Below are 14033 nucleotides of genomic sequence, written 5' to 3'. Positions count from 1 at the left end.
GTCGTGGGGGTCGACGACTCATTCCGGGCTCTTGCCGAGGGCCTCGCGCCGTATGAGCTGCCACAGGGTCGGGGCGCCCGCGGTGGTGGTCACGGCTACTCGCCTGCCGCTCCACCGCCGGTCCCCGGCCTGCGCCAGGAGGCAGGCGGCGAGGTCGGCTCGGCTGGTGAAGATGCCGTCCGCGTGGTCCTCCTGGAGGCGGTAGTCGCTCACCGTCTTCGCGTCGAAGAGTCCGGAGGGTCGCAGGACCGTCCAGTCGAGGTCGCTGTCCGCGAGGAGCGTCTCCATCGCGGTCATGTCGGCGTAGGTCGTCTTGCCGATCGTCCGGGTGATCAGCGGCTGCAGCACCCGGTTGAGCACGATGCCGCCGTCCGCGTGTGGACGTGGGTCGAGGGCGCTGGAGCTGACTGTGACGATTCGGGTGACACCGTGTCGGCGCATCGCGGCGACGATGTTCGCGACGCCTGCGCTGTAGATGCTGATCGGGTCCCGGCTGAAGGGCACGCCGAGCATCGAGAGCACTGCGTCGGCACCGTGGACGGCCTTCACGACGTCGTCCTCGACGTAGACGTCGGCCTTGACCACGTCGAGATGTTCGTGGGCGAGCGGGAAGACGTCGGGGTGACGGGTGACCGCGGTCACCCGGTGCCCGGCTTCCAGGGCTTGGCGGGTGAGTCGGCGGCCGGCTTTGCCGTTCGCACCGAAGAGGATGAGCTTCATTCGGGTACCTCTGTCCCGTTGGGCGATGGTTCCGAGGTGAAGTCGGATCAGCCGCCGTCGATGTGACCGTGCAGGGCGCGGCGGCTACGGCCGCCCGGCTCGATCCGGCTGAGGCACAGGGGCCGCCGCGGCCGCGCCTGCAGATGGGCGCCCGTCAGTCGCCGTAGGCGCTCGGGGCCGAAGCTGCACCCGCGGCCGGGTGGACGACGGACACGTCCAGCCGGGCGAGCCGCTCCAGCTTCGCCGGTAGGCGCGCAGGTCCGAGTCAGGAAGGTCGTCGATGGGCCGGCCGTCGTAGATCACGTCGCCGGTGTGCGGCGCCCTGGTGCGCTCCTCGAGGAGGGCGATGCAGATGACAGACCGTCAGCGTGCGGTTGCCCAGATCGGTGGTGTCCCCGTCCTGCAGTTGGCGGGTCGTCGCCATCGGTTCGATCCGGTAGGTCCGCGGGTCGAACCCGGGCTCGGGCAGGGTGTTGAGCGGCAGCCCGGGGATGGGCCCGCTCGCAGGATCGAGGCCCGAGCCGCTCGTGGAGTTCGGGTCCGTAGAGGCTTGCCCGGGCTCCCGCATCGAGGACGGCGGCGGCGGTCGGGTGGGCCGCGCCGTCGGCGAACTCGCAGGCCCCGCCGATGTCTTCCAGGTGGGCGTAGGTGAGTACGACGCGCGGTTCTCTCTCGAACGGTTGCGGAACGTGCTGTCGCAGTCCGGCCACGCCCAGGCCCGCGTCGACGACGACGTCGCGGTCCGCTCCGCGTAGCCTCAAGAATCTCGCCCCGAGCAGCGCAGCGACATTCGGTTCGCCGATCGGGACGACGCCGTCGTCCAGTTCCTCAAGCTTGTACCAGAGCTTCGTCACGGCGGGTCGCCCGCCCGCACCACCGCTCAGGGACGCTGCCGGTGGTTCTCATCAGCGGATCGTCAGGCTGGAGAGCTTGGCTGCGTCCAGGACCAGATCGATCTCGGCGATGCGATCGGAGATGACGGTCATGCCGACTACCGCGACCACGCCCGATCGGGTCCTGGCGATGATTCCGGCGGCGCCGTTGACCAGGGCCGGCTGGCACAGCGTGGCGAACCGAGGACCGTGCGTCGCGGCGTGGGCGGCGACGTCGGCGGCGCCGGTCAGCAGCGCCGGCGCGAGCCAGGTGCGTGATCCGGTGTCGACGCGGAAGACCACGTCGGGGTCGAGCAGGGCGAGGAGTGCCTCGAAGTCGCCGGCCCGGGACGCGGCGAGGAACGCGTCCACGACCCGGCGCTGGGTGCGCAGGTCGGCGTCGGGCACGGTCGCGGTCCCGCGCAGCCGCCGCCTCGCGCGGCTGGCGAGTTGGCGCGCCGCCACCGGAGTACGGTCCACGATCGGGGCGATCTCGTCGAACGGGACGCCGAACATGTCGTGGAGCACGAACGCGAGCCGTTCGGCGGGCTCAAGGCTTTCCAGGACGACGAGCAGGGCCAGCCCGACCGAGTCGGCCAGCAGACTCGCCTGCTCCGGGTCAACCGTCTCGTCGGTGCTGACGACCGGCTCGGGAAGCCAGCTGCCGGTGAACTGCTCGCGTCGCGACCTCCTGGTACGCAGCATGTCGATGCAGACCCGGCCGACCAACGTGACCAGCCAGCCGTCAATGCTCTCGATGGCGCCGGCATCGGAGCGGGTCGTCCGGATCCATGCCTCCTGGAGGGCGTCGTCGGCGTCGGTGAGCGTGCCGAGCATCCGGTACGCCACCGCCCGCAACCGCGGCCGGTGCAACTCGAACTGCTCGGCGAACCAGACCTTGTCGTCCATCTTCATCCCGCTCTCCCCGATCCGCTCTCCCCGATCCGCTCTCCCCCATCCCGGCCTCCCTCATCCCGGCCTCCCCCATCCCGGCCTCAGCCGTACCGGCCGACGCTGTCACGACAGATGCGGCGAGTTGGCATACCTCGGCTCCCGCATCCGCCGGTGGAGCACCCGAGCCGGTAGCGGCGGCAGGATCGTGGTCCGCGCACGCTCGTCGACCACGCGGGCGCGGCGCCTCCCGGCGGCGGCCCGGTTCTCGACGTTGCCTTCCGAGATGTCAGGCATCGACTGTCCTCCTCGTCATTTCGACTCCCCTCGCGTACAGGCAGGCTCAGGCACTAGGTCGGATCGAGGCAGGGAAACGTGACACGACGGAGTGCGTCTGCCTCAGCTGTACTGCTCCGCCGGCTCATACGGGAACTGGGGCTGCGGGCCTGTCAGCCGCGCCCGTGGCGGCCGGCCACAACCGAGGCCGATCCGCAGCACTGCACCCCCGATCTCGTCGAGGGGGTGAAGGGCCGGCCCATACCGGCGGGATCGAGACGTCATTGCCGGGGCGGCCGTGCAGCTGGTGAGCCCGCGCCGTGCCTGGGCGACCTCCGGCCCCTGCGCTTCGATCAGCGACCGGCACTGCCGCACGACGTTGTGAGTGACTCGGGCAGGAACGACTTCCTGCTCCTCGGACGCCGGCCAGCGGCAGCTCGGTGGTTGGATCGGTGTGTATAAGCACTTCAGCCGTGCCCACTCGTGGTCACAGTCCAGCAGCCGCTCCGGTTTGCTGCGAGAGCCGGAGCCTCGGGTGAGTCGCCGTCCGTCCTCGGGGTGGCAGCCGAGGACTGCGAAGGCCACGAGACCCGGGGAGGGAAGAGTGACCGGCCGACCGCCCCCGTCACCGGTCGAGTTGAAGGTCAAAGCCACCGAAGCCGCCGCTTGCAACCACGGCTCCCCCTAGGCTGGCGGAGCATCAACTGCGCAGCCACGGCAGGGCGGAAAAAAATCACGCGCGGCCTCACCGAGGCGAACCTCAAGACGCTGGCCGGTGCTCGTTCCTTCGAACGTGGCCTCGGGTACCTCGACGCGGTGTCGGGGGTCGAGGTCGGTGACGGCTGGGTCACCGCGAGCGTCCACGGCACGGAACGGTATGAGGTGGAGCTGACCCTGGACGGGCCCGGTGGCCTGGTCGGCGAGTGCGACTGCCCATACGGCCTGGAGGGCAATTTCTGCAAGCACCTGGTCGCCCTCGGCCTGGCGGTGCTCGCCCAGCGGGAGAGCCTGCCGCGGCAGCGGAAGGCGGCCCGGGAGCGCGCGCGGGACCTCGACGGGTGGCTGTCCGCCCTGTCCAAGGACGAGTTGCTCGCTCTGCTGCGTGAACAGATCGACGACGACCGGCAGTTACGGAGGCGCCTGGAACTGCGGGCCACGAGCGCCCGTGGGGACCTTGCCGCGGTCCGGTCCCGCATCCGCGAGCTACTCGACATCGGCCCCTTCGCGCAGTACGGGTACGTCGAGTACGCCGATGCCCGCGCCTACGCCGACCAAGCCGGGCAGGCGGTGTCCGCGATCGGCGCGCTGACCGGCTCGGGCCGGGCCGCCGACGCGATCACCCTGGCGCGGGAGACGATGCGGCTGCTGGCCGAGGCGGTGCAGAGCGTCGACGATTCGGACGGCCGGCTCGGGCAGATCGGTGCAGACCTCGCCGATGCCCACCTCGACGCGTGCCGTGCGGCACGCCCCGGCCCCGAGGCGCTCGCGCGCTGGCTGGTCGGCCATGCGCTGGGCGACTTCGACGGAGGCCCGACCGACATCGATCCGCTCGATTACGAGGAAGTCCTCGGCGAAGAGGGAATGGCCGTCCTGCGGAAGTCGGCGGTCGAGGCGTGGCGGGGCAACCGTCGCGGCTGGGCGGAGAAGTACCTGATGGAGCGTCTGGCCAAGGCAGGAGGCGATGTCGACACGGTGATCGCCGTGCACGCGGCCGACCTCTCACCGAACGGTCACACGCACCTGGTCATCGCCCGCGAGCTGGACACCGCCCGGCGCTCCGATGAGGCCCTACGCTGGGCAGAACGCGGCATCCGGGAAACCCGGGACCCCGCCGCCGTCGACACCGCCCTCGTCGACTATCTCTGCGACCGCTACACGCGGGCGGACCGGCTGTCGGATGCCCTCACCGTTCGCCGCGACCACTTCGGTGCCCGCCACTCACTGCTTACGTACCAGCAGCTGCGGGCCGCCGCGCAGGCCGCCGACTGCCGGCCGGTCGAGCGCGAGGGGGCGCTGGACCTGCTGCGCGCCGACGCGAGGCGGCGGCAAGTGGGCCGGTACGGCGGCCCGGTCCTGGTCGACGCCCTGCTCGACGACAAGGACATCGACACCGCCTGGCAGGCCGCCACCCAAACCGGAGCTCACGACCGACAGTGGCTCACCCTCGCCGACCAGGCACGGGTCACCCGTCCCGCCGACGCGCTCGGCGCCTACCTGCGCCTGGCCGAGCCACTGACCAAGCAGACCGGCAACCCGGTCTACGAGCAGCTCGTCAGCCTGCTGCTGAGCATCCGAGACTGCCACCGCCGCCTGGACACGCCGGACGAGTTCGCCATGTACGTCACGGCCCTGCGCACTGCCCAGAAACGCAAGCGGAACCTGATGCGCCTGATGGACGAACACGGTCTATGAGCCGGGGGGCGTCTCGAGGGCCCAACCAGCGCCCACGCCAACCTCGCACCCCTGCGGCCGGAAGGTGCTCTTCATGCTCCTCACGCGGCCGGAGCCCCAGCCGCTTGTGGCGGACTGCACTGGTGGGCGCCCGCGGCACCGACGTGGGTCCCCTTCACTCCACCAGCGGGGTGCATCGCTCGACGCCCGCCGAGCGGTGCACCGGCGCTCCTCGGTGGCCGTGCTCGACAGGCTCCTGCGGGCGCGGACAGGCGAAGACTCCGCCTATGCGCGCCCGCATGCCCGGTGACTGAAGTGCATGGCCGAAGTAGTTCGGCGGGGACGAACCTCGCCAGTCGTGCGCCCTCCCTCATCGTCGCGGTATGAGTGTCGACACCGCCGACCACGGCTGTCTCCTCTGCCATGCTGATGACGCTGTCCTTCCGCGCGACGTATGGGGGATGGCACGCGCCGCCGGTCGGGCGGGAGGACAAGACCGTGATGGGCCTTTGGCCGGGCTCCTATGAGGTCACACACGCCCGGCCGGTCGCGCGCAGGTCGGCACCGCCCGCAGCGGCCGACAAGTCATCAACAGGACGGCATGCGCCGGTCAGATGGAGGGTCAGACCCGTCGGACGGTGCCACCGTCATCCCCACAGTCGGACGTGGAGGCCGGCGTTGCCTCACCAGAGGTGTCTACAGGAGGAGGGTTGACGAACAACTACCCCCTACAGCCGGGGACGCTGTTGGGCGGGGCGCAGTTGTTCGGGTGGTTGTGGCGCACCTTCGAGTCCTGCAGGGTTACGGTGCCACTGAATTTGAAGATGCCACCCCCGTCGCTGAAGGCGGTGTTGCGCTCCACCTCAGAATGACGCAACGTCAAGTTGCCGCGGTTGCCGATGCCGCCGCCAACAGTGCCCGCGATGTTCCCGCTCACCGTGGACTGATTCAGCGTGGTCGCGCCGGCGTTGAAGATACCGCCGCTATCGGTCGCTGCAGTGTTGTCGAGAACTCGGGAGCGGTACAGTGTCGCTGTTGTACCGGATTCAATTTCGATGCCGCCAACGTCGCTGAAGGTGTTCCCCGCTGCGGAGTTATGTTTCACCGTGGAGTCACTCATTGTCAGCGTGGACGTCACCCCTGAGAGGTCCATGCCGCCAATAAAGGCAGCGCTGTTGTTACTCACTGTGGACTGGTCCAGGGTCAGCTTTGTCTGGTTGGTTTCGATGCCGCCGGCAACGAATGTGGCGGTGTTGTTGCTTACCGTGGAGTGGTTCAGTGTCGTGGTGCCGTGATTGTCGTCGATGCCGCCTCCGAAACCGAAGGTGCCAGTAGCCATGTTGTTGCGCACCGTTGATTGATTCAGCTTCAGGGTGCCGTGGTTGTTTTCGATGCCGCCCCCTCCGTTGGAGGATCCGGTGACGGCGTTGTTGCGCACTGTGGAGCCGCTCAGCGTTACCGTGCCGCCATTGTTGAGAATTCCCCCGCCATTACTGCTGGAGCTGCCGTGAGTGATGGTCAGGTTTTTCAGCTCGACTCGGAAAGCTCCGTTGATCGTCACGGTGGTGCCTGTGTCATGGCCGTCGAGGACGGCGTCTTTGAGTCCGATCAACGTCAGGTTCGTATTGATGACGAAGTTGCCGAAGCAGACGCCTTTGATGACCAGCGTCTCTCCCGGTTGAGGGCTGATGAGGGCGGATGTCAGAGCGTTGGGATTGTGGTTGCAGTTCACCACGGTGTGATGGTTGGCAGCCGCAACCGGGCTCGCCTCCACCAGGCCGAGGGTCCCCGCCGTCATCATCACGGTCATCACCGTCACGCAACGCCGGCACCCCCTCCCGGCTACTCGCACGAACATGCGTTTCCTCCGTATTCATGCAAGGCAGTTTTGACGAACCTGCCTTACTCTCGCTTTCACCCAGGGAGCGGCCCGAGGGCATCGACGGGGAAGGGGTGTCCACCCTGACGACCGATGTACCGGACGGTGGCTGCAGCGCCCGTCGAACGGCCGTGCCTGGTGACCGATACGGCCTACGGACGGCACCCGAGTGGATGAGTACCTGGGACGGCCATAGCGGTGCCCCACCGGGGTCTCGTCTCGTGAAGGGTTGCCCAGCCCTCCTCGTTGGTGGGGCTGACGGCAGGAACGTACTCACGCGGACGGCGCAACGGCTTTGGGCGGAAGCTTCCATGGGGCGAGAGATCGGGGCCCGTAAGCTGTTGGCGACTCGGGTGAGCCGGGCGGCCTTGCGGACCTTGCGGTTGTGCAGCCAGGTCTCCAGCCGGGACGGGCCGATCCGGCGGATGGCGGCCGGTGTCTGATAGCAGCTCAGCAGGACCAACGGGCCGAGGTTGCCGACGTCCAGTGTTCTCTCCAGAGCGGGAAAGATGCCATTCCGGTTCGTCGTTGGCGACCCGGCGGGACAGCAGCCGTCTGCCCTCAGAATCGATCACCACGCGATGGTGGCGGGTCTTGCCTGCATCCACTCCCGCCCATAACTGAGGCATGGCCACTCCCGCGAGTTCGGCGCCTGCGCACTTGCCCTCAACGACCTCGCGGGAGCTGTTGCGGGTGCGGCCCACTCCGCTCACCGGCGACGAGGTGCAGCGGTTGCGCGGTCTGCGGTCTGCGGTCTGCGGTCTGCGGGCCCGGCTCCACGACCGCGCGTGAAGCCGGTCCGTGTTCAGCGGAGAGTCAGCGCGACGGGCAGGGTCATGGTCTGCCGGCAGGTCGTCTCCCTCGGCCGGACCTATGCGGGGCAGACCGTGACCATGCACGTAGCGGAGTCGACGATCACTGTGGAACTGGACGGCCAGGTCCGGGTCATGCGTGACGATGAAGGGCTCGGTTCTGAACGGGATCGTGCGAGGGCGGTACGCCCGGTACTTCGCTGCCCCGTTGGCCGATGCCGAGCGCGGCTGAAGGAGAGATCTCATGCCCATGCCGCAATCCATGAGAGCGCTCGTAGCCGAAAAGGTTGGCGGGCTGACGAGTCGGCCGACGGTGGAGCCCGCGGCCGTCTGCAACAACCGGTCGTGGTCTCCGGCGCCCTCTCTACCCATCGGCAGACTGACCCGGCAGCGCTGACGATCCCGCTGCAGGCACGCTCGGTTATCCACGAGACCAAAGCGGTCCGTGGCTTCTGGCTGAACCGCTCTGCTGTTCCCAGGCGAGTGCCCCCGGCGGGGCGCTCGGAGCGTGGACGAAGGCGGAACTGCGAGTCGACGGCGGTCAGTTGCTCATTCGGGCGGAGGTGGGCGAGCGTGATCGTCAGGTGCCGTAGCGGTGAGTTCCTCGGGACTGCTGCGCTTGTGGCGGTGAGGAGGCGGAGGCGCTGGTGGGCGAGGCGGCCTTGGTGACCGGGGCGGTCGGACCGTGGCTCGTGCCGGCCGACGGGGTGCTGGGCGACGCGGACGGGGATGTACTGGTCGTGGGGGTGGCCGAGGGGGGCGTCTGGCCGAGCGGTGTCAGTACGGCGTCGGTCACCAGGCCGTCTGCGTTCGTCGTGAGGGTGACGGGGTCGGCAGCGCCGAGGAGCTGGTTGCAGCCCAGGTTGGTGAACGTCTGGTTGGCCCGTGCGGCGAGGAAGGCGAAGAGGTTCGGTGCCGCGGCCGGATCCGGCGAGGGCGCCTGCTCGAAGAGCGCCTTGTCCTTGAAGATGCGTTGGACGCCGGCCGGGTCGCGGAAGAGGGTGGTACAGAAGGCCGCTCCGTCACCTCCGGCGCGGGCACCGACCGCGGGCATGTTGACTCCCGCGCGGTACGCGTTGGTCTTCGCGACGCTGCTGTGGCCGTCGACGAGTGTCATCGGGTCGTTCTGCGGGACCAGCGCGATCGGTGCCTTCTGGTTGGCCGCGGCGGACAGTTCGTCCAGTGCAAGGGCGGAAGCGGCGTGGCCGTCGCTGGACTGGTCGGGCGCGGTGAACGGCTTGCAGCCAAGAGCCGGGTCCATGAACTGGGTCAGCAGCAGGTTGTCGCTGCCGTTGGCCAGGTCCGTGGGGGTGCTGGTGGTCGTCGACCTGGTCTTGCCGTTGTGACGGTGGCGGCGGTCGCCACGGTTGGCAAGTTGCCCGGCTTTCTTGAGGGCCGCCCTGCTCGCGGCGTTGTTCTGTGCGATGCGGCCGTGTGCGTCAGCGAGGTAGTGGGTCACCACGTTGTCGCTTCCGTCCTGGTCCACGACGGAGAAGTCCCGCGTGGTCGGGCAGGGCAAGCCGTCCTTGGCGGTTCCGAGCGTCGGAACCTTGAGGTGCCTCTTGGCGATCTGGGCGTTGGCGGCCCGGAAGAAAGCCGGCGCATTGCAGTACCCGAACTGGCCGAAGACGGATTTCTGCAGGCCATTGACGCATTTTCCTTGGGCGAGGCTGTCGGAGCGACCGCTCGTCCGCAAGGTGAGATTGGCACTGTTGAAACCGAACCAGATGCCGACGGTCGAGCCGTTCGGCACTGAGGGCCGGGCGGTCCGCGCGGCCGGTCTCGTTCCTTTGTCGATCACCAACGGGGTGTAGATGGTCAGTTTGCCGTCCCGGGTGAGGATCGCTGCTTCCACGAACGCCGACTGATTGGGGTTGGCCTCGTGGCACGGTCCCTGTGCCGGATCGGTTGCGACGAGTCGGTACGGCGTGGCCAGGCCGCCGGCGGTGAGGGGCTGATCGGGGACCAGCAGCGTGCAGTTCGGATCGGGCTTGCCGGCCGGCGTGGGCTGCGCGGAGGCTCGCCGGCTCCCTTGCGGGTGGCTCTGATCACGGCTTTCTGCAGCGAACACCGAACCCGCGACGACCGCCAGAAGCACCGGCCCACCGATCAGAGCGAGCGACAACTTCGACCTTTTCCAGCGTCGGGCGTGCTCTCGCCGCGAACTGCGCGACGTCTGGGTCAAGTTCTTGCGGGGCACTGAGCTGCTCCTCACTGTCCTTCCCTCCGTTGGGAGGAACCCACGGTCGCGCGGGGCACACGATGGTCATGGCGGTGCCGACCCTTCCGGGCGGTACGGAGGGACACCCCGATCACCCGGCACGACGGATCTATCCGCGGTACGTTCCGGGTCTTCGGAAGGTTCAACGGCCGCACCAGCCATTACCAAGCCTTGACGGAGCGACCATCGGCTGATCGTTCAAGAACGAGTCCGCGGAGGTCGACGCCGTCTGCAACGCCGAATACGGGCAGGCCGTTCGGCCCGGCCGACGGAGTGACCATGGTGCCCGTCCGGGCGGCGAAACCGCGGCCCTCGGTAGCCGCGCCAGCGCCTATGAGGAAGCCGGCGGGACCTGCCCACCGGTACGTCGCCGCAGCCATCGAGGTCCTGGCCGCCCTCGCACCGACCCTCACCGAAGCGATGAAGACCGCCTCCACCAGGGCATTCGTGATCCTGGACGGCACGCTGCTGCCGATCGATCGGATCGCCGCCGGCCTCACAACTTCACTCGCCCGACTGGACCCACCGCTGGTTCAGCGCGAGCAGGTCCTGCTACGTGCCCGGCCCGGAGCGATCCCCTCCCGGCGGGCTACTCACTGGCGAGCGGCACAAGACTTCGCCCCGGCGATGGCCGCGGCCGGGCTTCGGTCCGATCAGGCCGGGGGCTGACAGATCGAGCTGCATGCGAGGTTGATCACAATTTGAACAGGACCCCGCGCCATGTCCACCCCGCGCCGAGGACCGCCTCCTGCAGAGGCGCCTTCAGCTCCGCGGAATCGAAGAGGAACTCCTCCGTCTTCTGCAGGCGGCCGTCGGCCCCCCGCTCGAGCGTCCAGCGCCGGGAGACCGTCTTCACCTGCCCGCGGGACTGCTCTGCCGGCAGCGCCAACCTGGGTGTACTTCCGATCCAGGTGACTTCCCACTCGCGGTCGAGAGCGCGGACTTCGAGGCTCTGCGGGACCAGGCGCATTCTGATCTGAAGGGTCCGGCTCACCTGGGTCCGGGCGAAGAAGGTGTGCCAGGCCGGATCCCGGATACGCCATTCCGCAACCAGATCGGCCCCCTCAGCGGCACCATCGCGCACAACAAAAGGCGTGTCCGGCCCGCTGACTTCGAGCAACGCCGCCCGGACCTCTTTGATGGATCGCGGCGCGACGCCGCCTTTCGGGCGCTTGGTACCGGTGAATATGTCGAAAAAGCCCATCAAACTACCACCTATGAACGTCTAGTCGCTCGACGTGAGATCTCCGGCTGCGGTGGGACACGCTAGGACACCGTCCCGGTGTCCGGGCCGACCGTCCGAACGAATTCCTGGAAATCCGGCAGAACGGTGTCGTGCTGTGCCGCGGTGGTGGTCAGGTACGTCCGGATCACCGCTCGCTTGCGCGGGTCGTCGGCGTCCAGCATGGCCAAGTACACCTGGGACTGAACGAGATCACGGCGCACACCGCCGACGACGGCCGAGAACGTCAGCCTCTGTGTCAGCGCGGGCGCGGCCTCGGAGCCGACCTCGTGTCGGTTCACCACCACCACTGACTCGGCGACTTCGTGCAAGCGCTGCACCGACTCATCCGCGAGTTCGGGCAACCCCACCGTGTCAGGAGGGAACTCGCCGTCGATGGTGATGTTCGCGGTGAAACCGGCGTCAGGCTCCGGATGAAGCGCGACAAAGGCAGCCTCGGGGGCGCCGACCTCGTCCGGAGGGGCCGGGCGCCAACCGTCCGGCAGGCGGAATTCGATCGGTACCGGCAGGGTCGAGGCCATGAGGGTCGTTCCTTCCACAAAGTGGTCCATCAGAGCAAACTGGTGAAGTCGTCCTTGAGTGAGCTCGCGGCATCGCCGACGGCGTCGACCGCGCCTCCTACGGCATCGGCCGCATCGCTGGCCGCGGCGCTCACCTTGTGCGGGTCGACGGTGAACTCCGCGCCCACGGCGCCGCCGAGGCCGAGCGCGACGCCCACCTTCGCACCGATATGGAACTTACCGTCGTCTCCCTTGCCAAAGGTCACCCCGGCCTCCGCGCCCGCACCGGCCCACCCCTCTGCCGTGGCACCGGCGCCTATACCCGCGACCTCGCCTCCCCCGGCGACACCGGCCTTCGCCCCGGCGAACGCCTTCGCTTTGGCATTGAGGCCGTCGAGACCTGCCCCGGCACCGGCCTGGGCTTCGGCACCGTCGAAGCCGGTCCCCCGCACGTAGGCGCCGCCGAGATACCCGTACTCGGCTCGCCCTTCCACCAGGGCCCGCGCTCCCGCAGAGGTCTCGACGGATCCGGAGATGCCCTTGTCTGTCATGGCGCCGGACGCCGACGCCCTGGCCCCCACCTCAAGGTCGCCAACCGTGGAGAGCTCCAGGTCGCCGTTGGACAGTGTTCCTTTCCCGGTCAGGTGCTCGAGGTCGGCGAACACCTTGGCCGAGCCTTCCTTTCCGTACTTCGGACCACTGGCGGAGGCGCCGGCGCTGGGCCCCGTCACCGTGCCCTTGCCGTGCCACTGCCACCCGTCGGTCTTCGTGTGGGCCTTGTCCTCGGGCGGCTCCTCGGCCTTGTATGTGCTGAGGTCACCCTGCGCCTTGCCGTTGAAGCCGTTGAGGGTGCCGTCGGTGACGTCTGTATCTACTACCACGGTCTGGAGAGCGAACTCGACGTCCTTGTCGGCGTCGCCCACGTCCTTCACGTGCTGGTCGATGCTGGCTTGCCAGGAGGCTACGGACTTACGGACACTGTCCTGGTAGTCGGGGTCGTGTGCCAGTGCCTGGCGGTCCCCTGGGCTGAGCTTCCCGGTGTCGTACGAGACCAGGCCCTGGTCCGACACCTTCATCCCTGCGGCGATCGCGTCATCCCGGGCTGACTCCAGCTTTTTGCGCAGGTCCACGAACTGGGTGTGCGCATCGCGGAGGAGCGAGGCGATCGCCTTGGCCTCGACCTGGGCCTTCTGGAACTCCTTGAGCGTGATGCCGAGGCGCTTCTGGGCGGCATCCCCGCTGAACCCCGTCCACGACGGACCGAGGGTGATGCCATGCACGTTCTTCCCGTACGCCGTCTCCTGCTTGTGGAACTCCTTCGCCATCCCGTCCCAGCGGTCGGCGGCCGTGGTGAGCGTGGACAGGTCGGTTGTCATGATCTCGTGGTACGTCGGCATGGGTCCCCGTTGAGTGCGATGGCGTACGAGTCGAGTCAGGAAGAGGTCAGTTCTGCGGCGGCTGTGAGTACTGGTCGAGCACCGACGGCCTGCGCACTCCTGCGGCGACATCGACATCCGTGCCTTGCAATGTGGTGTTGGCGGCTCGCAGTGCCCCCTTGTCTGCCGACAACAGGTTCATGAGGTCCTGGACCTGCTCGCCCCACGTCTTGTGCGCCTTCTGTACGGCTCCGGACGTCAGCCAACCGTGCCCGTCCTTCGCCCCGAACGCCTTGACCACGGCGCCCGTTTCGTGGTCCGTCCAGGCCCCCGCCGCGCGAGTGCCCGGCTCGATGTCACGCTCAATCGCATTCGCCGCGGCCTGCTTCTCGGCAGGCGACGACGTCAGCCCCGACTGACCACCGAAGGAACCGCCCCCACCTCCCGGATCGGCCAGTTGGTTCAGCCGCATGCCGACCTGCTGGGCAGCCGCGTTTCCGGTTATGTGCCGCTCTCCTGCTGTGCCAGCCACGAAGTCTTTGCCCCCGTCCAAATGTTCTTAGCGTGCACCTGCCAGGATAGGATCCGCTCATTGCCTCAAGGGTGACGGGTACCGATCTGTGACAAGCCCATCGCATTAACCAACTTAGACGGTGTCCTATGTGGTGAGGCGGATCAGTCGCTTGTAGCAGCACAGTGCGGCGGCGAGGCCCAGAAAGGCCAGACACCTCATGGTGCTAACGAGTCAAGCGGCAGCGGCCATCGGGACGGGAAACGCCGTCTGTTCGTCGAACAACTCGTGGTCTTGCAGACAGCGGTAGAGCTGTCCGAGCATCCGGTTGAAGAGATTTC

At 68.2% G+C, this 14033-nt stretch carries 12 protein-coding genes and 3 pseudogenes; 4 read left to right on the top strand and 11 right to left on the bottom strand.

The genetic code is table 11. From position 1 onward, the window contains the following. Window positions 1–18: 18 nt before the first annotated feature. Window positions 19–720, bottom strand: coding sequence for an NAD(P)-dependent oxidoreductase (locus tag AAW14_RS33640; RefSeq protein ID WP_265568225.1), 702 nt, complete (start codon window positions 718–720; stop codon window positions 19–21). 491 nt (window positions 721–1211) lie between these two features. Between AAW14_RS33640 and AAW14_RS33635 the strand changes: the two genes are divergently transcribed. Then, on the top strand, window positions 1212–1475 hold the full coding sequence (locus AAW14_RS33635; protein WP_265568224.1) for a hypothetical protein: 264 nt from the start codon (window positions 1212–1214) through the stop codon (window positions 1473–1475). A 150-nt stretch (window positions 1476–1625) separates the two neighbouring features. On the opposite strand, the gene sigJ is transcribed toward AAW14_RS33635, so the two are convergent. After that, window positions 1626–2507 (bottom strand): RNA polymerase sigma factor SigJ, encoded by an 882-nt coding sequence (sigJ, locus tag AAW14_RS33630; protein ID WP_322741149.1) that lies wholly within the window; start codon window positions 2505–2507, stop codon window positions 1626–1628. Between the two features lie 102 nt (window positions 2508–2609). After that, window positions 2610–2780, bottom strand: coding sequence for a hypothetical protein (locus AAW14_RS33625; RefSeq protein ID WP_265568223.1), 171 nt, complete (start codon window positions 2778–2780; stop codon window positions 2610–2612). Between the two features lie 711 nt (window positions 2781–3491). Here AAW14_RS33625 and AAW14_RS33620 point away from each other — a divergent pair. Then, window positions 3492–5171, top strand: a complete 1680-nt coding sequence (locus tag AAW14_RS33620; RefSeq protein WP_265568255.1) for an SWIM zinc finger family protein — start codon at window positions 3492–3494, stop codon at window positions 5169–5171. 700 nt (window positions 5172–5871) lie between these two features. Here AAW14_RS33620 and AAW14_RS33615 read toward each other — a convergent pair. The 3 genes and pseudogenes from AAW14_RS33615 to AAW14_RS39920 all read right to left on the bottom strand — a co-directional run. Beyond that, window positions 5872–6969 (bottom strand): hypothetical protein, encoded by a 1098-nt coding sequence (locus AAW14_RS33615; RefSeq protein ID WP_265568259.1) that lies wholly within the window; start codon window positions 6967–6969, stop codon window positions 5872–5874. A gap of 424 nt (window positions 6970–7393) precedes the next feature. Beyond that, window positions 7394–7543, bottom strand: a pseudogene (locus AAW14_RS39925) (IS110 family transposase); the annotation flags it as partial. A gap of 7 nt (window positions 7544–7550) precedes the next feature. Then, window positions 7551–7664, bottom strand: a pseudogene (locus AAW14_RS39920) (IS110 family transposase); the annotation flags it as partial. Here AAW14_RS39920 and AAW14_RS33605 point away from each other — a divergent pair. Beyond that, the gene (locus AAW14_RS33605; RefSeq protein ID WP_265568222.1) at window positions 7657–7821 is read left to right on the top strand and encodes a hypothetical protein; all 165 of its coding nucleotides are present in this window, start codon (window positions 7657–7659) and stop codon (window positions 7819–7821) included. The pseudogene AAW14_RS39920 and the gene AAW14_RS33605 overlap by 8 nt on opposite strands. 600 nt (window positions 7822–8421) lie before the next feature. Here the strand turns inward: AAW14_RS33605 and AAW14_RS33600 are convergent. Then, complete coding sequence (locus tag AAW14_RS33600; protein ID WP_265568221.1) at window positions 8422–9966, bottom strand: hypothetical protein; 1545 nt, start codon at window positions 9964–9966, stop codon at window positions 8422–8424. Window positions 9967–10416: 450 nt separating this feature from the next. On the opposite strand from AAW14_RS33600, the pseudogene AAW14_RS33595 reads away from it, so the two are divergent. Then, window positions 10417–10554, top strand: a pseudogene (locus AAW14_RS33595) (IS5/IS1182 family transposase); the annotation flags it as partial. Window positions 10555–10756: 202 nt separating this feature from the next. On the opposite strand, the gene AAW14_RS33590 reads toward AAW14_RS33595, so the two are convergent. The 4 genes from AAW14_RS33590 to AAW14_RS33575 all read right to left on the bottom strand — a co-directional run bounded on the left by AAW14_RS33590 (window position 10757) and on the right by AAW14_RS33575 (window position 13713). After that, window positions 10757–11266: a hypothetical protein gene (locus AAW14_RS33590; RefSeq protein WP_265568220.1), complete on the bottom strand. Its 510-nt coding sequence runs from the start codon at window positions 11264–11266 to the stop codon at window positions 10757–10759. A gap of 62 nt (window positions 11267–11328) precedes the next feature. Then, entirely contained in the window at window positions 11329–11826 is a 498-nt protein-coding gene (locus AAW14_RS33585; RefSeq protein WP_265568219.1) for a hypothetical protein, read from the bottom strand. 29 nt (window positions 11827–11855) lie between these two features. Next, window positions 11856–13181 (bottom strand): hypothetical protein, encoded by a 1326-nt coding sequence (locus AAW14_RS33580; protein WP_265568218.1) that lies wholly within the window; start codon window positions 13179–13181, stop codon window positions 11856–11858. Between the two features lie 67 nt (window positions 13182–13248). After that, window positions 13249–13713 (bottom strand): hypothetical protein, encoded by a 465-nt coding sequence (locus tag AAW14_RS33575; RefSeq protein ID WP_265568217.1) that lies wholly within the window; start codon window positions 13711–13713, stop codon window positions 13249–13251. Window positions 13714–14033: the final 320 nt, after the last annotated feature.

Source organism: Streptomyces hygroscopicus (genome assembly GCF_026168105.1).
Taxonomy (GTDB): Bacteria; Actinomycetota; Actinomycetes; order Streptomycetales; family Streptomycetaceae; genus Streptomyces; species Streptomyces hygroscopicus_D.
This window is presented reverse-complemented; position numbering and strand designations above follow the sequence as displayed.